This window comes from Amycolatopsis sp. NPDC051373, assembly GCF_040689465.1.
Classification (GTDB): Bacteria; Actinomycetota; Actinomycetes; order Mycobacteriales; family Pseudonocardiaceae; genus Amycolatopsis.
The window spans coordinates 113,066-135,109 of sequence record NZ_JBFBAE010000015.1; the positions used below are offsets into that span (position 1 = coordinate 113,066).

Consider the following 22,044-nt stretch of genomic DNA (forward strand, 5'->3'; position numbering starts at 1 on the left):
GCGGCGTGGGACGCACACGCACCTTCGACGTCGACGAAGCCCTCGGCGTCGCCCTGGACACCTTCTGGCAGCGCGGTTACGACGCCACGTCGATCCAGGCGCTGTGCCAGGCCATGGACATCCAACCCGGCAGTGTCTACGCCGCGTTCGGAAACAAACACGACCTGTTCGTCGCCGCACTCCGCTCCTACGCGGCCACCGTGTCCGCCGAGGCCGTCGAGCGGCTCAACGTCGCTCCCAGCGGCATGGCCGGCCTGCGCGACTACTTCGCCCACCTCGTCGACGCCATGGTCGACGGCCGGCGCCGCTGGGGCTGTCTCGTCACCAACTCGCTCGTCGAACTCACCGACCGCGACCCCGGTTTGGCCGCGATGTTCGAACAACACCTCGCCAACCTCCGCACCGCCTTCGCCGGTGCCCTCACTCGCGCTCGCGCCGCCGGCGAACTCCGCCCGGGTGCCGGCCCCGAATCCGCGCCCCTGCTCGTGGCTGTGGTGCAGGGCATGAACGTGCTCGCCAAGACCACCCCGGGCCGCGTCACCCTGCAGTCGATCGCGGACAGTGCCCTGGCCGGCCTCGCCGCGGAGGCTCCTGCCTCGGTCTGAGGCCGTTGGGCGTCCACCTCGTGACGGTGCCCACTCGAACGGGGCAAACCTGTCACATCCGGCATCGCTGTCTTGTCTCTCCTGTGCAGGGCGAGAGAGCGAGGAGCGAAATGCGCAGGATCCTGGTGGTCGGCGGCGGGTACGCGGGTTTCTACGCGGCCTGGGGACTCGAGAAGCGGTTGCGGCCGTCGGAGGCCGAGCTCACTGTCGTCGACCCGCGGCCGTACATGACGTACCAACCGTTCCTGCCCGAGGTCACGGCCGGGTCGATCGAGGCGCGCCACGCGGCGGTGTCGCTGCGGCGGCACCTCAAGCGCACCCGGATCGTGGCGGGAGCGGTCACGGAGATCGACCACGCGAACCGCCGCGTGGTCGTGCGACCGGCCGAGGGACCGGAGTTCGAGCTGGAGTACGACGAGATCGTGGTGACGGCCGGCGCCGTCACGCGCAAGTTCCCGATCCCCGGCGTCACCGAGGAGGCGATCGGGATGAAGCACGTGGAGGAGGCCGTCGCGATCCGTGACCGGCTGCTGACGTCGTTCGACCGCGCGTCGGCGCTCGAGTCGGGGCCGGCGCGGCGGAAGCTGCTCACCGTGACGTTCGTCGGCGGTGGCTTCTCGGGCGTCGAGGGCTTCGCGGAGCTGCTGTCGTTGGCGACGGCGCTGCTGAAGTCGTACCCCGAGATCAGCCGCGACGAGCTGAGCTTCCACCTGGTGGAGGCCCAGGGCCGGATCCTGCCCGAGGTCACCGACAAGCCGGGGCGGTGGGTGGTCCGCTCGCTCGAACAGCGCGGCGCCCACGTGCACCTCAACACGCAGCTGCGCTCGGCCGTCGACGGGCACGTGGTGCTCTCGACGGGCGAGGAGTTCGATTCCGCACTCATCGTGTGGACGGCGGGCAACGCCGCCAACCCCGTGGTGCACAACCACACCGACCTGCCGATCGACGAGCGTGGCCTGCTGGTCGTGCGCGCCGACCTGCGGGTGGGCACCGAGACGGACCCGGTGCCCGGAGCGTGGGGCGCCGGTGACGACGCCGCCGTGCCGGACCTCGCGTCGCCGGTGGCGGGGGCGCGGACGGTGCCGAACGCACAACACGCGTTGCGCCAGGGCAAGCTGCTTGCTCGAAACCTCACCGCGCATGTTCGCGGGCGCACACCCAAGCCGTACGTGCACCACGGGCTGGGTTCCGTCGCGACGCTCGGCATCGGCAAGGGCATCTTCCAGTACCGCCGGATCGTGATCACGGGCCTGCTCGCGTGGCTCATGCACCGCGGTTACCACGTGCTGGCCGTGCCGAGCTGGGAACGCAAGGTCCGCGTGCTCGCGATCTGGCTCACGGCGGCGTTCTTCGGCCGCGACATCGTGTCGCTCGCGTCGGTCGAGCACCCGCGCGACGCGTTCGTGTCCGGAGGTGACCCGATCAGGTGATCCGCGGCGGCGCTGTCACAGATCCGCGGTCCGCCTTGTCGAGGCTGGTGCGAAGTCCCCGGGCCGGCCGGGGACACCCAGCGAAAGGCGCATCATGAGGATTGTCGTCATCGGCGGTACCGGCCTGATCGGCTCGCGGGTCGTGAGCCTGCTGACGGAGCACGGCCACGAGGCGGTTCCGGCGTCGCCCAGCTCCGGCGTGAACACGGTGACGGGCGAAGGCGTCAAGGAAGTACTGGAGGGCGCCGACGTGGTGGTGGACGTATCGAACTCGCCGTCGTTCGCCGACGACGACGTGATGGCCTTCTTCCGCGCGGCCACCACGAACCTGACCGAGGCCGCCAAGGGCGCGGGAGTGGGCCACTTCGTCGCGCTGTCGGTGATCGGCAGCGACCGGTTGCCCGAATCCGGCTACCTGCGCGCGAAGGTCGCCCAGGAGGAGCTGATCAAGGGCTCCGGCCTGCCGTACTCCATCGTGCGGGCCACGCAGTTCTTCGAGTTCGTCGGCGCGATCGCCGACGGCGGCACGGAGGGCAACGTCGTCAAGCTCCCCGACGCGGGCATCCAGCCGATCGCGGCGTCCGAGGTTTCCGGTGCCGTCGCGAAGGTCGCCGCCGGCTCGCCGCTGGGCGGCATGACCGAGATCGGCGGGCCCGAGGTCTTCACCATGGAGAGCTGGGTGCGCGAGGCCCTGACCTTCCGCAACGACCCGCGTGAGGTCACCGTCGACCCCGAGGCCCGCTACTTCGGCGAAAAGCCGGGTCCGAAGGGCCTGCTGCCCGACGAGGGGGCCCAGCTCGGGCAGATCAAGTTCGCGGACTGGCTCCCGGCCAACCCGCCCAGGAAGTGATTCCTCGCGCGGGTGGTCCCGTTCCGGTGCCACCCGCGCATCCCGTTAGGAGGGAACGCGATGACAGAACAGCAGGTCGCGACGTCGGTACTGGTGATCGGCACGGGCGGGTCCGGGTTGCGCGCCGCGATCGAGCTGGCCGAGCGGGGCGTCGACGTGCTCGTGGTCGGCAAGCGGTCCAAAGGCGACGCCCACACCACGCTGGCCGCCGGCGGCATCAACGCGGCGCTGGCGACGATGGACACCGACGACAGCTGGCAGCAGCACGCCGCCGACACCATCAAGGAGAGCTACCTCCTGGCGCACCCCGACACGGTGCAGGTCGTCACGCAGAACGCCGCGCGCGGTATCGAAGACCTCGAACGCTGGGGCATGCCCTTCGCCCGCGAGGCCGACGGCCGCATCTCCCAGCGGTTCTTCGGCGCGCACACCTACCGGCGCACCGCGTTCGCCGGTGACTACACCGGGCTGGAGATCCAGCGCACGCTCGTGAACCGGGCGGCACAGCTCGACGTGCGTATGCTCGAAAACGTCTACATCACGCGAATCCTGGTGCAGGACAACGTGGTCTTCGGTGCGTACGGCTTCGGCCTCGACGACGGCACCCGCTACGTGATCCACGCCGACTCGGTGATCCTGGCCGCCGGCGGGCACACGCGCATCTGGCGCCGCACGTCTTCGCGGCGCGACGAGAACACCGGCGACTCGTTCCGTCTCGCCGTGCTGGCCGGCGGCCGGATCCGCGACCCGGAGCTGGTGCAGTTCCACCCGTCCGGGTTGCTGGAGCCGGAAAACGCGGCGGGCACTCTCGTGTCGGAAGCCGCTCGCGGCGAGGGCGGGCAGCTGCGCAACGCGTTGGGCGAGCGGTTCATGGAGCGCTATGACCCGGAGCGGAGGGAACTGTCCACACGCGACCGGGTGGCTTTGGCCGCCTACACCGAGATCAAGGCGGGCCGTGGCACGCCGAACGGCGGCGTTTGGCTCGACGTGTCGCACCTGCCGCGCGAGACGATCATGCAGCGGCTGCCGCGGGTGTACCAGACATTGCTGGAACTGCAGATGCTCGACATCACGAAGAGCCCGATCGAAATCGCGCCCACGGCGCACTACTCGATGGGCGGCGTCTGGGTGCGCTCGTCCGACCACGGCACGGGTGTCGAAGGCCTGTACGCGATCGGTGAGGCGGCGAGCGGTCTGCACGGTGCCAACCGGCTCGGCGGAAACTCGCTGATCGAGCTGCTGGTGTACGGCCGGATCGTCGGCGAGGCGGCGGCAGAGTACTCGGCTTCGCTGGCTGTGCAACGCCGTTCCGCCGGCGCGCTGGCGGAGGCTCGCGGTGAGGTCGACGAGCTCCTGGCGGCCGACGGTCCGGAGAACGTGCGGGCCCTGCAGCGTTCCTTGCGCAACACGATGACCGAGCACGCGGGTGTCGTACGTGACGAGGAGGGTCTGCTCGCGGGACTGTCCGAACTGGACGCGCTCGAGGATCGGGTGAAGAACGTCGGGGTCCACCCGGACCTGGCCGGGTTCCAGGACCTGGCGCACGCGTTCGACTTGAAGTCCTCGGCGCTGGCCTGCCGGGCGACGCTGGAGGCCGCGGTGGAACGGCGCGAGACGCGCGGTTGTCACAACCGCTCGGACTACCCGGAGCTGGACGAGTCGATGCGGGTGAACCTCGTGTGGTCCGGGCCCGGGCGGATCGAGCGGGAAGAGTTGCCGCCGGTGCCTGCGGAGATCGCGGCGTTGATGCGGGAGGTTTCCTCGGAAGGGAAACTGGTCGAGTGAGATGAGGGGGCTCTCCCTGGTCGGGAGAGCCCCCTGTTTATTGGGGTTGCACGACATTCGTGAAGAGGATTGCCGCGTCGCTTTCGGCTTCGATGCGATGCCGTCGCTCGGGGAGCACGAGGAAGTCGCCGGGTGCCGCGCCTTGGCTTTCGGTATCGGTGACGAGGCGGATGTGTCCGAGCAGGACGAGCACGGTGGCCTCGCCGCCGTGGTGTTCGTGTTCGTGCAGGTGTTCGCCTTCGCTCAGCGCCATCACGGTCTGGCGCAGAGCGTGCTCGTGTCCACCGTGGACGGTCACCGCGCTGCGCCCGGAGGACGCCTGCGCCGCGAGCCCGGCGTGGGTCTCGGCGAGGGTGATCAGGTTCATGGCGCTCCTTGCCGAGGGGGCCGGCTTTCATGGCCGGCCCCCGTTCCGGGTCACGGGCGGGGCGCTCGCAGGTGCTTGCGCTGCTCGAGCTCCTTGTCACTTACCGGGATGAGCATCGGCTGTCCCGGCGCGCAGAACATCGTGACGACGAACTGGGACTCGGCGTCGTCGAGGTTGTTGCCGTCCTGGTAGTGGATCACGTCGAACCCGGGCTCCCAGAACGCTTCCCCGGCCTTCATCACCCGCTCCGGGTCGCCCTCGAGCTCGAAGATGATCTCGCCCTTGAGTACGTATCCGAACGCCGGCCCGGAATGCCGGTGCGGCGGCGCCCCGTCACTCCCGGGCGGCAACGTGACCAGGATGGTCATCGGCACGGCCCCCTCGGGCGCCGCCGGCGCCCCCTCCGCGGTCGCCACCAGCTCGATCTTCGGCGGCGGCGCGCTCGACTTGGGGTTCGGCAGGTGGTGCGAATGTTCCACGCTCATGAGCTTCCTTCACGGACCTGGTGTCGGTTGTCCTTCCGAGAGCTGAGACAAGACGTGGCCGCGATCTGTGACAGCGGTGCGGCTCCTTGCGGTGTCTCCACCAAGAATAGTGCGATGAAGGACATCTGGCGTTCGAGAACGAACAACCTGCGCGCTCGATGGTGATCGGCGATCACTCCGATGCCGTCCGGCAGAGCCGGACACTTCCCGGCCAGAACGCCGGCACCCGACCTATCGTGGGCAGATGGATGAAACGCGTGGTGGCGTCGCGTCGGTGGTGAGGGCCTGCAAGGTGCTGCGCGCCTTCTCGCCCACGGTGGGTGTCCTGTCGGTCCGGCAGGTCTCGGCCCGCGCGGACATCCCGCGCAGCACCGCCCACGAGCTGTGCCGCACCCTCGTCGCCGAGGGCATGCTGGAGGATTCCGGCAACGGTTACCAGCTCGGCCCGCTGCTGTTGGAGCTCGCCGGCCAGATCATCGAACGCACCGGCCTCGTCCGCGCGACCGAAGGCATCCTCGACCGCCTGGTCCGCGCGCCCGAGCAGGAGGCGCACTTGGGCCAGCTCACGCAGGGCTGGGTCGTCTACCTCGATCGCAACGCCAGCACCTGCAAGGTCCCGATGCACAACCGCGTCGGCCAGCGCGCCCCCGCGCACCTCACCGGGTGCGGCAAGGCGGCGCTGTCGTGGCTGCCGTTCGACAAGGTCGTGGCCCACGTGGAGAAGTGCTGTGCGGAGAGCTCGACGCCGCCGCCCGACCTCGACGAGCTCGAAGCCGAGCTGGTCCGCGCGCGGCAAGACGGGTTCCTGGCGTCGAGGTCGTTCCAGAAGGACCGGATGTCCGTCGCGGCGGCGATTTTCGACGCGTCGGGCCACGCGGTCGGCGGCGTCTCGCTGGCCGGCCCCGCGACGATGTTCACCACGGCCGTCGTGGCGTCGGCCCGCGCGTCGGTGACCAACGCGGCCGGCCTCATCAGCGCGCGGCTCATCAACGAGTCGGCGCGCTGGGCGAGCACCCCGCGCTGACTGAAATCGTTTGCAAGACAATGTGCGGCACCTGCGCCCGTTACGTCGAGACCGGCGCGGAAATCGCACCCGAAATGGGCGGGTCGCTCGGCACCTCTGCGTATACTGCCGTCGTGCGAAGAGCGACCTTGAAGGACGTGGCCGCGCGCGCCGGGGTCCACGTCGCGACCGCGTCGAGGGCCCTCAACGAGACCAGTCGCCACCTGGTGAACAGTGCGACGCTCGACCGTGTGCTCCGCGCCGCCACCGAGCTCGGCTACTCCGGCAACCTCAGCGCCCGCACGCTCCGCACCGCCCGGTCGATGGCGATCGGCATCCTGCTGCCGGACCTGACCAACCCGATCTTCCCGCCGATCGTGCGCGGCGCCGAGGACATCCTGCGCGAGCGTGGCTACAGCACGTGGATCGCCAACACCGACGACGACCCGAAGATCACGGCCGCGTCGATCGAAGCGTTCCTCTCGCGTGGCGTCGACGGGTTCATCTCCGCCGGGTCGCGCCTCCACGACGACGCCGCCGAGCAGATGGCCGGCCAGGGCCACCCGCTCGTGCTGGTCAACCGCACCGTCGACCGCCGCGACATCCCGTCGGTCACGGCCGACGACGACCACGGCGTCCGCCTCGCGCTCAGCCACTTCGTGGAGCTGGGTCACCGCAAGATCATCCACCTGGCGGGCCCGCAAGATCTGTCGACCGGCGTGCATCGCAAGCGCGCCTTCGTGCAGGGCCTCGCCGACCACGGCCTCGACCGCGAGCCCGAACGCGTGGCGCAGTGCGACGCGTGGTCGCAACGCGAGGGACATCGTGTCCTCAGTGGACTCCTGCGCGACGAGAAGATCGACTTCACCGCGATCGTCGCGGGAAACGACCTGATCGCCCTCGGCTGTTACGACGCGTTGCGCGAACACGGAATGACGTGCCCGCACGACGTGAGCATCATCGGCTTCAACGACACCCCGTTCATGGACCACGTTTCCCCGCCGATGACGACCATCCGCATTCCGCAGTACGACTTGGGTCGCGAAGCCGCGAAACTTCTCGTCGACAACCTGGAAAACCCCGAGCAGGGGCCGCGGTCGATCGTGCTGCCGGTCGAGCTGGTCAACCGGCGTTCCACGGCGCCGTTGCGCGCGAACTGACCCTAATTGCCGTGCCCTTCCCATTGTGAACGATTGCAGCCGGGTAGTGAGCAGCAGTGGCTCCTGGCTTGGCACCCCGCCTAAGCTTCTCCCGAGAAGCACGACCGACGCTTGAAGGAGTCTCCGATGGACCTGCTGCTGCGCGGCAAAACGGCGCTCGTCACCGGTGCGAGCCGGGGGATCGGGCTGGCGGTGACGCGGGCGTTGGTCGAGGAGGGTGTTCAGGTCGTCGCGGCGGCGCGCAACGTCGACGGGGATCTCAAGGAACTGCCTGTCGAGACCGTGGCGGTCGACCTCGGCACGCCTGACGGCGCGGCGCGGGTGGTCGAGGAGGCCGTGGCGCGCGTGGGCGGAATCGACATTCTGGTCAACAACGTCGGCGCCGTGCGGCCCCGGCCTGACGGCTTCGTCTCCGTCACGGACGAAGACTGGCTGGCGACGTTGAACCTCGACTTCATGTCGGCCGTGCGCACCACGCGGGCGGCGCTGCCCTCGCTGCTGGAGCGGACCGGCGCGATCGTCACGGTGTGCTCGGTCAACGCGACCTTGCCCGACCCGCTGGTGATCGACTACAGCGCGGCGAAAGCGGCATGCCTCAGCTTTTTCAAGTCCCTGTCGAAGGAAGTCGGCGCGCGAGGCGTCCGCGTGAACACGGTCAGCCCGGGCCCGGTCGCCACGGACCTGTGGCTGGGCAAGGGCGGCGTCGCCGAGACGGTCGGGGGCGCCGTGGGCGCGGAGCCCGGCAACGTCGCGGCGAAGGCGGCCGCCGGCTCCGTGACCGGCCGGTTCACCCGGCCCGAGGAGGTCGCGGACCTGGTGACGTTCCTGGCCAGTGGCCGCGTCGGCAACCTCACGGGCGCCGACATCATCCTCGACGGCGGCCTGACGCAGACGATCTGAACCCCGTCTGACCTGGGGTAACATCCCGCTGATGACACCCGAGGAGCACCTGCGCCACGCCGACCCGGTCCTCGGCCGGGTCATGGACGAGATCGTCGGGCCGCCGCCCCGGCTGCCGCCCGACCCCGCGCTGGCCGGCGACCCGGACATCCCGAAGGACAACTACGGCGTGCTCGTGCGCGCGATCGTCAGCCAGAACATCTCGATCCACGCGTCGCGCGCCATCTTCCGCAAGCTGAAGGACCGCTTCGGCGGCCGGCTGCCGACGCCGGAAGAGCTGCTGGCCGACGATCCCGAGCAGCTGCGCCGGGCCGCCGGTCTTTCGCGCGCGAAAACGGTGTCGCTGCGCTCGCTCGCCGACTGCATCCTGGCGGGGCGCCTCGACCTCGACGCGCTGAACGAGCTGCCCGACGACGAGGTCGTCGCGCAGCTCGACGTGGTCAAGGGCATCGGCGTGTGGACCGCGCAGATGTTCCTGATGTTCCACCTGCACCGCCCTGACGTGCTACCGACCGGTGACCTCGAGCTGCGCCGCAGCGTCGAGCGGGCCTACGGGCTGCCCGCCCGGCCGACGCCCGCGGAGCTCACGCGCGTGGCCGAGCCGTGGCGGCCGTACCGCACGCTGGCGTGCCTGTACCTCTGGCAACTGGCCGAGCAGGCGCCACGGTTGTGATTAAGCTGGTGCCACAGGACTTTTCGCGCAAAGGAGAAACACGTGGAGGGTGTCGACCCCACGGTGGCGCCGAGCGGCAACGGCTGCGCCGACTGTGATGCGGCCAGTCCGCAGGGCTGGTGGTTCCACCTGCGCCGCTGCGCGCAGTGCGGCCACATCGGCTGCTGCGACTCGTCGCCCGGCCAGCACGCCAGTGCGCACGCCGCCTCGTCCGGCCACCGCATCGTCCGCAGCTTCGAGCCGGGCGAGGAGTGGTTCTGGGACTACGCCGAGGAAGTGATGTACGAACGCGGCCCCGAACTGGCCGCCCCAACGCACCACCCGCTCACGCAGGCCGCACCCGGCCCGGCCGACCGCCTGCCGGCGAACTGGGCCGAGCAGCTTCACTGACTCGGTTCGGGGCTGCCCGGTCGTGGTGACGGCCGGGCAGCCCGGGCCGAGCAGTGCCTTTGATCGTCGGCGCGGCTGCTCGTGCTGCCGGTGGAGCTTGCCGAGATGCTCGGCCCAGAGACCTGCCGGTCGTAGAACGGAGAGCTTCTTCCCGGGTGAGCGGGTAGAACCCGGGTCCGGCGTCGTTGCCACCGAGGTACGGGACGAGTGCGCTGATCAGCAGTCCGCACGACTCGTCGAAGGCGTTCGCGGAGATCCGCTCCAGAAGAACCCGATTGCGGCGCGCTCGGCGTCCAGGCCGAAACCAAAGCCTCGTGTGTCCGTCCGGTTCACCAGAGCCTGCGTTGAACTCCGCGTACGAAGTCGCCCAGCCCATGACCGTCCGCTCGGCCAAGCACGCTCCGTCGATCTCGGCCGGCCGGTCCCACTCGTCGCCATCGCGCGTGTAGTAGGGCGCCGAGATTTCGCCGCACCGCGCACGGCCTCCTGAGCGTGCCGTACGGGAATCAACTGGCCGGCAGTACCTTCGACACCATGACCAGCTCACGTCCGAATCCCACCGACGTCGCGGGTGCGTTGTTCGATTTCGCACTTCGGCCCTCACAGGTGCAGGCGGCCGACGCGGCCGCGGCGGGGCGGGACACGTTGGCGGTGCTGCCCACGGGCAGCGGGAAAAGTGCCATCTACCAGGTCGCCGGCCTCGCCCGCGGTGGGTTGACGGTGGTCATCTCGCCGCTCATCGCGTTGCAGCGCGACCAGTTGCGGTCCATCGCCGGACGCCCGTACGGCGACCGGACCATCCACGCCGAGCTCCTCAACTCAACTCAGAAGGTCCACGAGCGCCGCGAGACGCTGGCGCGGCTGGAGAAGGGCGCGCTGGACTTCGTCTTTCTGGGCCCTGAGCAGCTCATCAACGCCGAGACGCGTGCGGCGATCACCAATGTCACGTTGTTCGTGGTGGATGAAGCACATCTGGTGAGCGAATGGGGACAGGAGTTCCGCCCCGAGTACCTGCGGCTGACCGACGCGATCGCCGAGTTCGGCCGGCCGCCGATCCTCGCGTTGACGGCCACGGCGTCGCCGCCCGTGCAGGCGGACATCACGCGCCGGCTGGGGATGCGCGACCCGCAGGTGGTGATCGCCGATTTCGACCGGCCGAACATCTCGCTCTCGATGCGCCCGACGCAGCCCAGCAAACCGGAGGCGCGGGCCGTCGACGACCGGTGCGTCGACGTCCTCCTCCAGCACGACACCCCGGCGCTCGTCTACGCCCTCACCCACGCCCGCTGCGAGTCCCTCGCCGACCGCCTGCGCCTCGACGCCTTCCGCTCCGCGCCCTACCACGGCGGCATGACGGCGGCCACCCGCGCGCAGGTGCAGGACGACTTCTTCGCGGGGAAGCTGGACGTCGTCGTCGCCACGAGCGCGTTCGGGATGGGGATCGACAAGCCCGACATCCGCACGGTCGTGCACGCCGGTGTGCCCGCGAGCATCGACGACTACTACCAGGAGATCGGCCGCGCCGGCCGCGACGGGGAGCCCGCCGTGGCCGTCCTCGTGCACGACCCGCGCACCATCCGCATCCCGCGCCTGCTCGCCGCCCGCACGCACCTGGGTGAGGAGACCGTGCACCTGGTGGTCGACGCGGTCGAGAACTCGCCTCGGCAAGCGACGCTCACCGACCTGACCGCCAGCGCCGGGGTGCCCGCTCACGCCGTCGAGCGGGTGGTCAACGAGCTGGCGGAGCTGGGTTTCGTCGGCGTCACGGGGTCGGGCCACCACCGCGTGGTGGAATGCGAACAAGAACTCGCACCACCGGCCGAGCTTGCCGACCAGCTCGTCGACCTCGACCTGCGCCGGCAGGCCGTGCTCACCAGCCGGATCGAGGCCGCGCGCGGATACGCCGAAAGCACGCGGTGCCGCCGTGCGGAACTTCTCGCATACTTCGGTGAGAACTACACACCGCCGTGTGAAAACTGCGACAACGACCGTTCGGCGCACACCACCGAACACCAGCGCGCCGACGTCTCCGGCGGTGCCCCCGTGCACCACCGCCTGTGGGGAGACGGACAACTGTTGTCCCAGGACGAACACGAGTTGCTCGTTTACTTCCCCAGCGTGGGCTACAAGCACCTCACCGCGTCGACGATCTCGTCCGGCATCCTCCAGCCGCGCTGAACAAGAGCCCGCGGGCTCGCCTGGTAACTTCCCGACTCGGGCGCGAGACTGGGTGCGCCCGGAGAGAGGAGCCGTTCGTGGACGACGACATCGAGGACAATGCCGACACCGGCGTGCTCGACCCTGAAGACACCCTCGAGGACGGCGATCCGTACGACGAGGGCTACTCGCCGCCGGAGAAGCCGTACGAGGTCGACGAGTTCGGCACCACGCCCGAGGAAGAGCGCGAAGGCGAAAGCTGGGAGGGCCGCCTCGCCCGCGAGGTGCCCGACGTGCAGCCCGAGGAAGGCGACGACCTCGGCGACAGCGAGGACACCGACGGCGAACTCATCGACGGCGAACTCGGCGACTTCCGCGCGGGCCGCCTCGTCGCCGCCGACGAGGGCTCCGGCGAAGACTCCGACGAGGAGCTGTACGCCTCCGACGTCGGCATCGACGGCGGTGCCGCCTCCGCAGAGGAAGCCGCCGTCCACGTGGTCGACGACCCCGAGGACTACTGAGAACCGCCGGCAACCGCTGAGGTCAGGGTGGTGCGGGATTTCCCACACCACCCTGCCCGGCTGACGCGGTCCGCACAGCGCGGCGGGCAGGGCCTCGGCCGGAGGTGTGGTGCAAGGGAGACCGCGTGACAGCTTCGTCGTGGTCCCGACGTTCCCGCCACCTCTCGGTCGGGTTCCGCAGGGAGGCTGAGTGGGGCGCCGCTGAAGACGGCGCAACCGCCTCGCCGAGGTTCCGGGGTGCACCGCGCCGTTTGATCGGATTCCGCGTGCCGCGAGCGAACTGGCCCGTGGCGCAGGGGAGCCGGCGCGCCTTCCTCGCAGAGGTTCCGCCATGCACGCCGCCTGTGGTCGGGTTCGGCTGGCTAGGAGCGAACTTGGGTGGGGTGCCGCTGGACATGGCGCAGCTGCCTCGCTGAAGCTCCCGAGGTTCACCGAGCGCCTCGGTCGGGTTCGGCTGGCTAGGAGCGAACTTGGGTGGGGCGCCGCTGGACATGGCGCAACTGACTCGCTGAAGTTGTGAGGTTCACCGAGCCGTTCGGTCGGGGTCCGCGGGCCGGCGCCAACCGGCCCGGGGGCGCAGCTGGAGACGGCTCAACTGACTCGCGGAAGCTCCGCCATTCACTGCGCCGTTTGATCGGATTCCGTGAACCCGCGAGCGAACTGGCCCGTGGCGCAGGGGAGCCGGCGCGCCTTCCTCGCCGAGGTTCCGCCGTGCACGCCGCCGTGCGGTCGGGTGCGGCCGGCCAGGAGCGAACCTGAGTGGGCGCCGCTGGACACGGCGCAACTGCCTCGCGGAAGTTCCGACTTCACCCCGCTGCTTGATGGGTTCCACCAGCCGCGAGCGAACCTGTGCGGGACATCGTGAACAAAAAGCGCGACTGCCTGGCTGACGCCTGCCGTTCACGCCCTTGCCCGGCCCGACATCCTCGAGCCGCATCCGGCGTGCAGTGGCGGAACAACCGCGCGGACTCCCGAGTCACGCTGTGCGCGCGATCTCCTCCAGCCACCCGGTCACCTTCGCGCAGATCGTGGCCTCGCCGCCGCGCGTGTGTTCCACCAGTTTGTCCTGCGACCACAGCATGGCCGCGACCACGCCGTGGCGCACCGGCGTCAGGCCGATCTGCCAGGAGCCGTGGCGCCACTCCGCGGTGCTCCACTGGCCGGTCGTGGCGCTGCGCTCGACGGTCCAGGCCGGGCCGGCCGCCAGTTCTGCCACCGTTTTCGGCGCTCGCCACTGCCGCACGGTGTTGTTCTCGGTGCTCATCGGGGGTCCCTCGGGGTGCGCAGGAACGGGGTCGTGTCGCGGCAGCGGCGGTCCGGCCGCGAGAGCGGGGAGTCAGCGCACGATGGCAACCCTTTCGTTCAACTCCCGTTCACTTTAGCGGCCCGTGAGGTGTGTTTGCGCGTACTTCCGGAAAGCGGCGACGAGGCGGCTGCGGTCGTCGGCGCGGGTGGCGAGCACGACGTGCGCCGGTTCGACGTCCTCCAGCACCACCGACGTCAGGTCGGGACGCAGGAAGCGCACGTCGTGGCCTGCGGAGATGGCCACGGCCTGACCGGCCGCGACGAGCTCGAACTTGTCCTCCAGCGCTTCGATCACGGGCCCGTCGGGCGCCGGGCGGCCGTCGGGCCGTGGTTCGACGCGCCAGTACGCACTCCACGCCGGATCGGTATCGCGCATGCGGGGCAGCGGTTCGTCGGCGATGTCGTTGATGCTCACCGATTCCTTGCCGGCCAGCCGATGATCCAATGGGAGAATAACCACACGCGGCTGGTCGTAAAGCACCGTGACGTGCAGCCCCTCGGTCGCGAACGGCAGCCGGCTCACGACGACGTCGACGCGGTGCTCCAGCAGCGAAGTCGGCACGTCGTCGAACGCGACGTGCAGCGTCTGCACGTCGGCGTCCGGATGCCGGTGGCGCATCTCCCGCACAGCGGGCGTGACGATGAGCCCGCCCGCGTACCCGACGGCCAACCGGCTGGGCTGCGCGGCGGCCCGCGTGCGCGCGATGGTTTGGGCCGCGGTGCGCAGCAACGACTTCGCCTGCGGCAGGAACACCTCACCCGCCTCCGTGAGCCGGCTGCCCTGCGGCGTGCGGTCCAGCAGCCGCGCGCCGAGCTGCTGCTCGAGACGGCGGATCTGACGGCTCAGCGAAGGCTGCGTCACGTGCAAGGCCTCGGCCGCGCGACCGAAGTGCTTGTGCTCCGCGACGACCGTGAAGCAGTGCACCAGCCGGAGGTCGAGGTCGACCGAATGTTCGGGCATGTGGCAATTCTACCGGCGGTGATACGCGAAGCGTATTGCGCGATGCGAAGGTTTCATTGGCCGATGTGCGGAAACTGACGGCAGGCTGGAAGGACCAGAACATCCCTTGTTTGAGGAGCAACACCATGCGTGTGTTTGTCACCGGCGCGACCGGGTTCATCGGCACCGCGGTCGTGCGCGAGCTGCTCGGCGCCGGCCACCAGGTGCTCGGCCTGGCCCGCTCCGACGCGTCGGCCGCCAAGCTGACCGCGGCCGGCGCCGAGGCCCACCGCGGCAGCCTCGAAGACCTCGACAGCCTGCGCACGGGCGCCGCCGCGGCCGACGGCGTGGTCCACACCGCGTTCGTCCACGACTTCAGCGACTTCGAGCGCTCCGTCGGCACCGACCGCCTCGCGATCGAGACGATCGGGGAAGCCCTGGCCGGCACCGGCCGTCCGTTCGTGATCAGCTCCGGCACCCCGGCCACGCCCGGCGGCGTGGCGACCGAGGACACCATCCCCGAAGGCGGCAGCCTCGCGGCCGGCCGTTTCGCGTCGGAAGAGATCGTGGTTTCGTTGGCCACGCGGGGAGTTCGCGGCTCCGTCGTGCGGCTGCCGCGGTCGGTCCACAGCGACGAGGACCGCCACGGCTTCGTCCCCCTGCTCATCGAAACCGCCCGCACGCACGGGGTTTCGGCCTACCCCGGCGACGGCGCCAACCGCTGGCCCGCCGTCCACTGCCTGGATGCCGCGCGCCTCTACCGCCTGGCCCTCGAGCATGCCCCGGCGGGCACGCGCCTACACGCCGTCGGCGATGAGGGCATCCCCGTGCGCGAGATCGCCGAGCGCATCGGCAAGCACCTCGGCCTGCCGGTCGAGTCCGTCCCGGTCGAGCAGGCGGCCGAGCACTTGGGCTGGCTGGGCCCGATCTTCGCCGCGGACATGCCGGCGTCGAGCGCGCGCACGCAGGACTTGTTCGACTGGCGCCCCACTCATCCCGGATTGCTGTCCGATTTGGACGCCGGCCACTACTTCTCCCGCTGATGGCGACGTTCGGAGCCGGCCCGGTCGGCGTGTGCCTGCCGGTCACCTTCACCAGCACTCCTTCGGCCGACGACCAGCGCACCGCCGTGCGCCGCCTGGAACGCGCCGGCTACCACGCGGCGTGGGCCAACGAGGTCATCGGCAAAGACGCCCTCGCCCAGCTGGCGGTGCTCCTCGGCGCCACCGAGTCACTGGCGTTCGGCACCTGCGTCGCCAACATCTGGGCCCGGCCGCCCCAGACCGCGCACGCAGCCGCTTCCTTCCTGGCGCAGGCTTTCCCGGGCCGGTTCACGCTCGGCCTCGGCGTCGGCTACCCGCAGCAGGCGTCGAGTGTGGACCGTCCGTTCGGGACTCCGCTGGCCACCATGCGGTCCTATGTGGAGGGTCTGGCCGCGGAAACCTCGCCACCCGCCCCGTACCCGCTCATCCTGGGCGCCAACGGCCCCAAGATGCTCACCCTCGCCGCCGACCTCGCCGACGGCGCGCTCCCCGCCGGCCTGCCTCCGCAGCACACGGCTCTCGCCCGGCGGGTCCTGGGCCCGGATAAACTCCTCGTCGTCGCGCAATCGATCGCGGACTCGTTCGAGACGGCCCGCCAAACCGTCTCGAACTGGCTCGGCCGCACCGCTTTCCGCGCAACACTCGCGGATCTCGGCTACCCGACCGAGCCCACCGACGATCTGGTCCGGACCCTCGTCGCGTTCGACGGCCCGGACCACGTCGCCGCCGCCGTCCAAGCCCACCTCGACGCCGGCGCCGACCACGTCACCCTGCTTTCCCCAGTGGGCACCGAATTCGGCCCGGGCATCGACCACCTCGTGTCGCTGGCCCCGGCGCTGCGGTGATCACAACCTCCCGGCGACGGTCTTCGCCAGCGCGGCGTAGGCGTCGAGGAACGCGTCGCTGGGAGCGCGGCGGAATGCCAGCTGGGCGATCCGGATCCGGCCGTGACTCCGTTTGGCGATGGTGACGGTGGTACTGCCTAGGGGGGTGGTGCAGTAGACGGCGTCGTCGGTGAACGGCTTGGGCTCGTCGGCGCAGCCTCGCGCCGAACCCTGGAAAGCGGCCTCCGGCGAGTCGAATCCCGGCGCATCGCCGACCCCCAGCTCCACCAAGCTGGCATGCGAATCGAGGGCGCGGTGATACGAGCAGGCGTACAGGGTGACACCGCCCTGCGTTTCGGGTTCTTGCTCGGTGCTTTCGAAGCTGTTGCCGTCGGCGAGCTCATGCTGGACTTCACCCGAGTCCAGAAACGGACACGCCGCACTGAGCCGCTCCGGCGACGCCGCCGCCACGAACGACGTCGTCGTCGATCCCTCCACTGTGGTCGCCGCACCGTCGGCGGCACACCCCGCGGCGGCGACTCCTGCAAACGCGACGGCGACCAGCCTGGTGGGCCACCGCATGCCTTTTTCCACCAGACCCGGCCTTGTGCTCATCGCCCGATCACAACCGCTCGGTGAGGCTTTTGGCCACGCTGGTGTACTGATCCGCGCGCGTCGGGTCGGGAGCCAGGTCGCCGGTCACCATCGCGATGCGCATCTCGCCATGGCTGAACTTGGCGACCGCGAGGTAGGTGTATTCGTACTGGTCGTGTTGGTAGTCGCAGTAGAACGCGTTGCCGGGGAGGAACTTCGGCGCGCCGCTGCAGATCGTGGCTGCCGTCTTCAGCGAGGTCTTCTCCGACCGTTCCCCGGGCGACGCGAAGACGACCAGGGTGCCGGCCGACTCGTGGCTGCTGGTGCGCAGGTATTCGCAGGTGTACGAAATGGCGTTGCGGTCTTTGTCCGGCGGGTCTTCGTCGGTGATCAACTCGCGATCGCCGGAGAACGCCCGCTTGTACTCCGCTGAGTCCAAGAGCGGACACGCCGCACTCAACCGCGCCGGCGACGCCGCCGCCACGAACGTCGACACCGTCGACGGCGGCGCGCTGGTCTTCGTCGTGGTAACCGGGCTGGTAGTCACCGGGCTCGACGTCACGGCAGGTCGATTTGCCGCGGTAGCCGAACACCCCGCGGCGGCCGCCACCACGAAGGCGACGGCGATGAGTCTTCTGGGCAAACGCATGTCCCGAATCCTGCCCGATCTTCGGGGAGATCCCGGTCTCGGATATCCACTCGTAATCATCCCAATTGTCCCTTTAGGGGCGCTGTAGGGTGGTCCGCGCTCCCGAGGAAACGCCTCGGCCAGGCAGAAGGCTGTGTTGATGAGGTTTGTTTCGCTGCGTTGGGACGAACGCCACCGGGCAACGGAGTTCGACGCTCAGCGCTACCTGGCGGAGCTTCCGGCCCTGGCCGGCCGGCTCCCCGCCGGAGCTCGGGCGTTCGCGCTGGACGCCGGCATTACGACTTCTACGGCACGACCTGCGTGAAGGACCTGACGATCTCTGCGGCGCTCGCCGATCCAGGAGCCAACGGGTCACTGAAGATCAGGTTCGAGCCCAACCGGTGCAAGCACGACTCGGGCTGACGATCGAGTACGGAGAACGTCACCGGCCTGTCGTTCTCCACCAAATCCACCCCGGACCTCCTCGGTGCGGTCCTCCTCGACGAGATCCTGCCGACCGACACCGGGTGTTCTCCCGAAATCGCGTTGCGGCACGGTTCCGTGACCGTCGAATGCGGGGATCTCACCGCAAAATGGGGATGACCCCGCGCCCATGAAAGGCCCGGGGTCACCCCGTCAACTCATGCCTTCGGCTTCGTCAAGCCGCATCCCGCCAACGAAAGATCCACTGTCGACCCAGCCCCGAGGCAAGCCGGAATCCCGACGGTCTGCTGTCCGTAGGACCGGCCCATGTGGACAGTGACCACACCGTTGTCGTCCACCTCGCAGGGGTTGTCCACATCGCACACCTTGCCCAAGGCGTTGGACGTGTTGTGGATGCCCACGACCTGGCCGGTGCGCGGGTCGAGCACGGGCGAGCCGGAGTCGCCGCTGCCGGGGGTGCAGTCTTCGCTGTACTGGATCGCGTTGTGCTGCGTGTATCCGCCCTCGCGGAGTTCCGGGACGATGTTCGCGGCCGAACACGCCCAGGCCTTCCGGTGTGTGCCCGAAAGCACGTCGAGCTGGTCGGCCTGCTGGGGTTCGCGAGTGCCGAGTTCGAAGACCTTCGCGCCGGCGGCGGCGAGCTGCGCGTAGGTCTTGTCCACTTGGTACAGGGCGATGTCGGTGCCGGTCATGGTGGCGTACAACAGCTTCGTGGTGCGCAGGGTCGCCTTGATCGCACCCGACGCGGACAGCACCGCGGCATCGCGGGCCTCCGTGCGCTCCGTCACCGCTGAGCCCACGGCGGGGTGGTCGCCGGCGATGCAATGGCCGTTGGTCAGCAGCAGGCCGGGGTCATCCGGACTGGCCCCGGCCTTGCGGACCAGCGATCCCGCGCACGAGCCCAGGTTGACGGCGCCCTCGAGCGTCGGGTGGCGTTCCGCGATGGTTTCGCGGACCCAGTCGGCGTACGCGCGCACGTTCGTGTAGATCCCCGGTCCGTTGTCGCCGCCGCTGACGACACCCGCCAACGTCCAAGCGCCGCCTTCCTTGACGAGCGCCGGGCCACCGGAGTCCATGTTGGTGGGGCCCACCTTGCCGTCGAGTGCGCCGATGCACAGGTCGCTGAGCGAAACCTGACAGGTCGATGTTGGCTGGACAACAGTGTCGGCCTCGAGCAGGTGGTCGGGGTAGCACTGCGGGGCGGACTGGTTGCAGGTCATCCCCCAGCCCATGATGCGCGCGCCGGTGCCCGGCGAGGGAGCCTTCGCGCTGATCTTGATCGGCGCGGCCTTCGCCGGGTGCGCCAGCTTCAGCAGCGCGATGTCCTTGCCGAAGATGTGCGGGAGGGTGCCGTTCGAACGTCGCACGAACTTCTGGACCGCGATCACCTCACCTCCGGACGTCGCGCTCACCGAGCCCAGCCGCACCGACCAGTCGTGCGGGTAACCGACCTGGGTCTCGAGATCGTTGCGCGCGCAGTGCGACGCGGTCACCACCCATTGCGGCGCGACCAGCGTCACCCCGCACACGTGCCCGTCGGGCCGCGGCGAGTCGGCCGGCCGGTTCAGCGACTCGGTGAACGGATACGCACGCGGCGATGGGACTCCGCCAACAATCGCTGATGCCGGAGCAACACCCAACGCGGTCACGGACAACGCTGCCGCCACGACGGCCAGCACACTTCGAAGTTTCAACGGGCTCCCTCTCACCTGTGGATCACAGCACCCGCTCAGACTCCTCACCCTGTGTGCGCACACCTCGACCGGAACGTCACGATCCTGTGACAGCGCCCGCTGTCGCTTTACGACCACGCTAGCCCGGCGCCCACGGCAGCACGGCTCCGTAGCGGATCAGCTGGCCGTAGTGATCGGGGTCCGTGGGGGAAAGGGCGAGGTCGAGGAGCGGCACCGCCGCCGCGGCCGGAGTGGGGGCCGTGCTGACGTCCCACCAGAGCGCCGACGTCGGCGTGTTCATCATCCCCGGACAAACCGCCGCGAGCAGGATCCCGCGTTCCGCGTCGCTCACGCGGCGCAGCGCGGCGAGCGCACGCACGGCCGCCACCTGCCCGATCTTCGACGGGATGTTCACGAACCCGGGCCACGCACCGGCGCGGGCGCTGCCGTCCGCGACCGCGTCGCGCCAGTTCGCGACGGCCTTGTCGACGTCGTCCAGCGAGGCCAGGCCGTCGAAGCGATCGTGCAGGGCGGGCGCCAGGTAGTGCAGCGTGCCGAGCGAGCTGGCGACGACGAGCAGCTTGCCGCCGTCCCGCAGCAGCGGGGCGAACGCCCGCAGCAACCTCGTCGTACCGAAGTTGTTGACGTCCGTGTAGGGGCCCACGATCTCCCGCGGGTCGTCGTCGGGACCGACGCGCATCACGGCGTTGCCGAACACGACGTCGACCCCACCGTGGCGATCGCTCAGCACCTTGGCGAGCCGGGTGACGGACGCGAGATCGGCCACGTCGAGCAGTTCACCTCTGACTGTCGCCCCGCCCGCCGGCAGCGACTCCACGGCCTCACCGACCCGGCCGAGATGCCGTCCCGTGAGGTAAATAGTGTCCTGAGTGGACAGACGCTGCGCGAGCCCCTCGACGAGCGCTAGGCCCAGCCCTTGTGTGGCTCCGGTGACCAGTGCGACGGTCACGCTCGCACCAGGGCTTCCGTGAGCTCCCACAGCCGCGCGGCGCCATCGGGGTCGAGGGCATAGCGCGCGACTCCGTGCAACTGCGGTGCGTCCCCGCGCCGGTCGATGGTCGGCGTCTCCGTGCAGTCCACAAAGTACCGGCCGCCGATGCCCTCCAGCAGCGGTGACGTGGCGACCAGGACCGACGTCGCCGCACCCTGCTCCGGGGTCTTCATCAGTTCGGGAGGGACAGTTCCGCTGCCGCGGCCGCTCGTGTGGCGCTGCAGGTTGGTGAAGATCCCGCCCGGCATGACGGCGTTCGCCGTGATGCCGTCCCGAGCCCAGCGACGAGTGGCCTCGACGGCGAACAGCACGTTGGCCGTTTTGGACTGTCCATAAGCGAGCCACGGATCGTAGCGGCGGAAGGCGAAGTTCACGTCGTCGAACACCACCGGCGAGAGCTGGTGCCCGCTTGAGCTCACCACGACGACACGCGCCGAGCCGCCTGCGGCCAGCGCGGGGTGCAGTCCGGTGGCGAGCAGGAAGTGCCCGATGTGGTTGGTCGCGAACTGCCACTCCCACCCCTGCTCGGTGTACTGCTCGGGGCTCGCCATCACGCCGGCGTTGGCGACGAGGACGTGCAGCGGACCGTCCCAAGTGGACGTGAAGGCGGCGATCGAGGCGGGGTCGGTGAGGTCCAACTTCGCGACGCGCACCGCAGTGCTGCCGATGCTCGCGGCGATGTCCTTCGCCGTGCGTTCGCCGGCGGCGACGTCGCGGACGGCCAGGGTCACCTCGGCGCCGGTCGAGGCCAAGGCGCGGGCGGTCTCCACGCCGATCCCGGACGACGCCCCGGTCACCACCGCACGTCGCCCGCTGAGGTCGATGCCTTCGGCCACCTCCGCCGCTGTGCTGGCGAATCCGAAGGGAGTCTGGATCAAGGTCATACTTTCACGCTAAACAGCCACAGGGCATGCTGCCAGCGAAAGTTCGTCAAGTCTGGTATGCGTAACCATCATGGCTTTCACCGACGCGTCGCTCACCGCGCTGCGGGTGTTCCGTGAGGTGGCCGAGCGGGGCTCGTTCACCGCCGCGGCCGCCGCTCTCGGCTACACGCAGTCCGCCGTCTCCCGCCAGATCGCGTCACTGGAGCGCGCCGCGGGCACCCCGCTCGTCGAACGCCGCCACGACGGCGTGCGTCTCACACCCGCCGGACGGCTGGTCGTGCGCCGCGCCGCCACCGTCGTCGACGAGGTGGACGCCGCGGCGCGCGCGCTCGTGGGCCCGCCCCCCCGTCTCGGCCGGGGGCCGCGGGGGA

Annotated in this window: 24 protein-coding genes; 15 read left to right on the top strand and 9 right to left on the bottom strand. The window is 69.9% G+C overall.

From position 1 onward, the window contains the following. Positions 1 to 5 precede the first annotated feature (5 nt). From AB0383_RS27635 to AB0383_RS27650, 4 genes are all read left to right on the top strand, one after another. Positions 6 to 605 (top strand): TetR/AcrR family transcriptional regulator, encoded by a 600-nt coding sequence (locus AB0383_RS27635; protein WP_364180962.1) that lies wholly within the window; start codon positions 6 to 8, stop codon positions 603 to 605. 110 nt (positions 606 to 715) lie between these two features. Beyond that, a complete protein-coding gene (locus AB0383_RS27640; protein WP_364180959.1) occupies positions 716 to 2,035 on the top strand; it encodes an NAD(P)/FAD-dependent oxidoreductase in 1,320 nt (439 codons plus the stop codon). 94 nt (positions 2,036 to 2,129) lie between these two features. Then, a complete protein-coding gene (locus AB0383_RS27645) occupies positions 2,130 to 2,885 on the top strand; it encodes an SDR family oxidoreductase (RefSeq protein ID WP_366188906.1) in 756 nt (251 codons plus the stop codon). A 60-nt stretch (positions 2,886 to 2,945) separates the two neighbouring features. Next, positions 2,946 to 4,670: an FAD-dependent oxidoreductase gene (locus tag AB0383_RS27650; RefSeq protein WP_366188907.1), complete on the top strand. Its 1,725-nt coding sequence runs from the start codon at positions 2,946 to 2,948 to the stop codon at positions 4,668 to 4,670. A gap of 37 nt (positions 4,671 to 4,707) precedes the next feature. On the opposite strand, the gene AB0383_RS27655 is transcribed toward AB0383_RS27650, so the two are convergent. Further along, the gene (locus tag AB0383_RS27655) at positions 4,708 to 5,037 is read right to left on the bottom strand and encodes a cupin domain-containing protein (protein WP_366188908.1); all 330 of its coding nucleotides are present in this window, start codon (positions 5,035 to 5,037) and stop codon (positions 4,708 to 4,710) included. 50 nt (positions 5,038 to 5,087) lie between these two features. After that, positions 5,088 to 5,522, bottom strand: a complete 435-nt coding sequence (locus AB0383_RS27660) for a cupin domain-containing protein (protein WP_364180947.1) — start codon at positions 5,520 to 5,522, stop codon at positions 5,088 to 5,090. Positions 5,523 to 5,766: 244 nt separating this feature from the next. Between AB0383_RS27660 and AB0383_RS27665 the strand changes: the two genes are divergently transcribed. From AB0383_RS27665 to AB0383_RS27695, 7 genes are all read left to right on the top strand, one after another. After that, positions 5,767 to 6,546 carry an IclR family transcriptional regulator gene (locus AB0383_RS27665; RefSeq protein WP_366188909.1) on the top strand — a complete coding sequence of 260 codons (780 nt, stop codon included), beginning with the start codon at positions 5,767 to 5,769 and terminating at the stop codon, positions 6,544 to 6,546. A 113-nt stretch (positions 6,547 to 6,659) separates the two neighbouring features. Next, complete coding sequence (locus AB0383_RS27670) at positions 6,660 to 7,685, top strand: LacI family DNA-binding transcriptional regulator (RefSeq protein ID WP_364180941.1); 1,026 nt, start codon at positions 6,660 to 6,662, stop codon at positions 7,683 to 7,685. Between the two features lie 126 nt (positions 7,686 to 7,811). After that, positions 7,812 to 8,585: an SDR family oxidoreductase gene (locus AB0383_RS27675; protein WP_366188910.1), complete on the top strand. Its 774-nt coding sequence runs from the start codon at positions 7,812 to 7,814 to the stop codon at positions 8,583 to 8,585. Between the two features lie 31 nt (positions 8,586 to 8,616). Beyond that, the gene (locus AB0383_RS27680; RefSeq protein ID WP_364180935.1) at positions 8,617 to 9,258 is read left to right on the top strand and encodes a DNA-3-methyladenine glycosylase 2 family protein; all 642 of its coding nucleotides are present in this window, start codon (positions 8,617 to 8,619) and stop codon (positions 9,256 to 9,258) included. Positions 9,259 to 9,300: 42 nt separating this feature from the next. Next, a complete protein-coding gene (locus AB0383_RS27685) occupies positions 9,301 to 9,648 on the top strand; it encodes a UBP-type zinc finger domain-containing protein (RefSeq protein WP_364180932.1) in 348 nt (115 codons plus the stop codon). Positions 9,649 to 10,182: 534 nt separating this feature from the next. After that, positions 10,183 to 11,826, top strand: a complete 1,644-nt coding sequence (locus AB0383_RS27690) for a RecQ family ATP-dependent DNA helicase (protein ID WP_364180929.1) — start codon at positions 10,183 to 10,185, stop codon at positions 11,824 to 11,826. Between the two features lie 77 nt (positions 11,827 to 11,903). Then, a complete protein-coding gene (locus AB0383_RS27695) occupies positions 11,904 to 12,326 on the top strand; it encodes a DUF5709 domain-containing protein (protein ID WP_364180927.1) in 423 nt (140 codons plus the stop codon). A 976-nt stretch (positions 12,327 to 13,302) separates the two neighbouring features. Here the strand turns inward: AB0383_RS27695 and AB0383_RS27700 are convergent. Together AB0383_RS27700 and AB0383_RS27705 are read right to left on the bottom strand one after the other, a co-directional pair. Next, a complete protein-coding gene (locus AB0383_RS27700) occupies positions 13,303 to 13,590 on the bottom strand; it encodes a hypothetical protein (RefSeq protein ID WP_366188911.1) in 288 nt (95 codons plus the stop codon). 114 nt (positions 13,591 to 13,704) lie between these two features. Further along, positions 13,705 to 14,592, bottom strand: coding sequence for a LysR family transcriptional regulator (locus AB0383_RS27705; protein ID WP_366188912.1), 888 nt, complete (start codon positions 14,590 to 14,592; stop codon positions 13,705 to 13,707). A gap of 125 nt (positions 14,593 to 14,717) precedes the next feature. On the opposite strand from AB0383_RS27705, the gene AB0383_RS27710 reads away from it, so the two are divergent. Together AB0383_RS27710 and AB0383_RS27715 are read left to right on the top strand one after the other, a co-directional pair. Continuing rightward, positions 14,718 to 15,614 (top strand): SDR family oxidoreductase, encoded by an 897-nt coding sequence (locus AB0383_RS27710; RefSeq protein WP_366188913.1) that lies wholly within the window; start codon positions 14,718 to 14,720, stop codon positions 15,612 to 15,614. Further along, positions 15,614 to 16,459 carry an LLM class flavin-dependent oxidoreductase gene (locus AB0383_RS27715; RefSeq protein ID WP_366188914.1) on the top strand — a complete coding sequence of 282 codons (846 nt, stop codon included), beginning with the start codon at positions 15,614 to 15,616 and terminating at the stop codon, positions 16,457 to 16,459. Before AB0383_RS27710 ends, AB0383_RS27715 begins: the two co-directional genes overlap by 1 nt. Here the strand turns inward: AB0383_RS27715 and AB0383_RS27720 are convergent, their stop codons facing one another. Both AB0383_RS27720 and AB0383_RS27725 read right to left on the bottom strand, forming a co-directional pair. Further along, positions 16,460 to 16,909 (bottom strand): hypothetical protein, encoded by a 450-nt coding sequence (locus AB0383_RS27720; protein ID WP_366188915.1) that lies wholly within the window; start codon positions 16,907 to 16,909, stop codon positions 16,460 to 16,462. It lies immediately after the preceding gene. Positions 16,910 to 17,060: 151 nt separating this feature from the next. Further along, positions 17,061 to 17,471 carry a hypothetical protein gene (locus AB0383_RS27725; RefSeq protein ID WP_366188916.1) on the bottom strand — a complete coding sequence of 137 codons (411 nt, stop codon included), beginning with the start codon at positions 17,469 to 17,471 and terminating at the stop codon, positions 17,061 to 17,063. Here AB0383_RS27725 and AB0383_RS27730 point away from each other — a divergent pair. Continuing rightward, entirely contained in the window at positions 17,452 to 17,769 is a 318-nt protein-coding gene (locus AB0383_RS27730; RefSeq protein WP_366188917.1) for a hypothetical protein, read from the top strand. The genes AB0383_RS27725 and AB0383_RS27730 overlap by 20 nt on opposite strands. A gap of 532 nt (positions 17,770 to 18,301) precedes the next feature. On the opposite strand, the gene AB0383_RS27735 is transcribed toward AB0383_RS27730, so the two are convergent. The 3 genes from AB0383_RS27735 to AB0383_RS27745 form a co-directional block, all read right to left on the bottom strand. Beyond that, the gene (locus AB0383_RS27735; protein WP_366188918.1) at positions 18,302 to 19,798 is read right to left on the bottom strand and encodes a trypsin-like serine protease; all 1,497 of its coding nucleotides are present in this window, start codon (positions 19,796 to 19,798) and stop codon (positions 18,302 to 18,304) included. A gap of 118 nt (positions 19,799 to 19,916) precedes the next feature. Continuing rightward, positions 19,917 to 20,747, bottom strand: coding sequence for an SDR family NAD(P)-dependent oxidoreductase (locus AB0383_RS27740; protein ID WP_366188919.1), 831 nt, complete (start codon positions 20,745 to 20,747; stop codon positions 19,917 to 19,919). Beyond that, positions 20,744 to 21,673: an SDR family NAD(P)-dependent oxidoreductase gene (locus AB0383_RS27745; RefSeq protein ID WP_366188920.1), complete on the bottom strand. Its 930-nt coding sequence runs from the start codon at positions 21,671 to 21,673 to the stop codon at positions 20,744 to 20,746. Before AB0383_RS27745 ends, AB0383_RS27740 begins: the two co-directional genes overlap by 4 nt. Before the next feature lie 70 nt (positions 21,674 to 21,743). On the opposite strand from AB0383_RS27745, the gene AB0383_RS27750 reads away from it, so the two are divergent. After that, positions 21,744 to 22,044: LysR family transcriptional regulator (locus AB0383_RS27750; RefSeq protein ID WP_366188921.1), on the top strand; the 301-nt coding region annotated here is incomplete at its 3' end.

What these genes read in the sequence shown, in the direction of transcription:
- AB0383_RS27640 (WP_364180959.1), top strand. Translation starts at nt 716, where the DNA reads ATGCGCAGGATCCTGGTGGTCGGCGGCGGGTACGCGGGTTTCTACGCG.
- AB0383_RS27645 (WP_366188906.1), top strand. Translation starts at nt 2,130, where the DNA reads ATGAGGATTGTCGTCATCGGCGGTACCGGCCTGATCGGCTCGCGGGTC.
- AB0383_RS27650 (WP_366188907.1), top strand. Translation starts at nt 2,946, where the DNA reads ATGACAGAACAGCAGGTCGCGACGTCGGTACTGGTGATCGGCACGGGC.
- AB0383_RS27655 (WP_366188908.1), bottom strand. Translation starts at nt 5,037, where the DNA reads ATGAACCTGATCACCCTCGCCGAGACCCACGCCGGGCTCGCGGCGCAG.
- AB0383_RS27660 (WP_364180947.1), bottom strand. Translation starts at nt 5,522, where the DNA reads ATGAGCGTGGAACATTCGCACCACCTGCCGAACCCCAAGTCGAGCGCG.
- AB0383_RS27665 (WP_366188909.1), top strand. Translation starts at nt 5,767, where the DNA reads ATGGATGAAACGCGTGGTGGCGTCGCGTCGGTGGTGAGGGCCTGCAAG.
- AB0383_RS27675 (WP_366188910.1), top strand. Translation starts at nt 7,812, where the DNA reads ATGGACCTGCTGCTGCGCGGCAAAACGGCGCTCGTCACCGGTGCGAGC.
- AB0383_RS27680 (WP_364180935.1), top strand. Translation starts at nt 8,617, where the DNA reads ATGACACCCGAGGAGCACCTGCGCCACGCCGACCCGGTCCTCGGCCGG.
- AB0383_RS27690 (WP_364180929.1), top strand. Translation starts at nt 10,183, where the DNA reads ATGACCAGCTCACGTCCGAATCCCACCGACGTCGCGGGTGCGTTGTTC.
- AB0383_RS27700 (WP_366188911.1), bottom strand. Translation starts at nt 13,590, where the DNA reads ATGAGCACCGAGAACAACACCGTGCGGCAGTGGCGAGCGCCGAAAACG.
- AB0383_RS27705 (WP_366188912.1), bottom strand. Translation starts at nt 14,592, where the DNA reads ATGCCCGAACATTCGGTCGACCTCGACCTCCGGCTGGTGCACTGCTTC.
- AB0383_RS27710 (WP_366188913.1), top strand. Translation starts at nt 14,718, where the DNA reads ATGCGTGTGTTTGTCACCGGCGCGACCGGGTTCATCGGCACCGCGGTC.
- AB0383_RS27715 (WP_366188914.1), top strand. Translation starts at nt 15,614, where the DNA reads ATGGCGACGTTCGGAGCCGGCCCGGTCGGCGTGTGCCTGCCGGTCACC.
- AB0383_RS27745 (WP_366188920.1), bottom strand. Translation starts at nt 21,673, where the DNA reads ATGACCTTGATCCAGACTCCCTTCGGATTCGCCAGCACAGCGGCGGAG.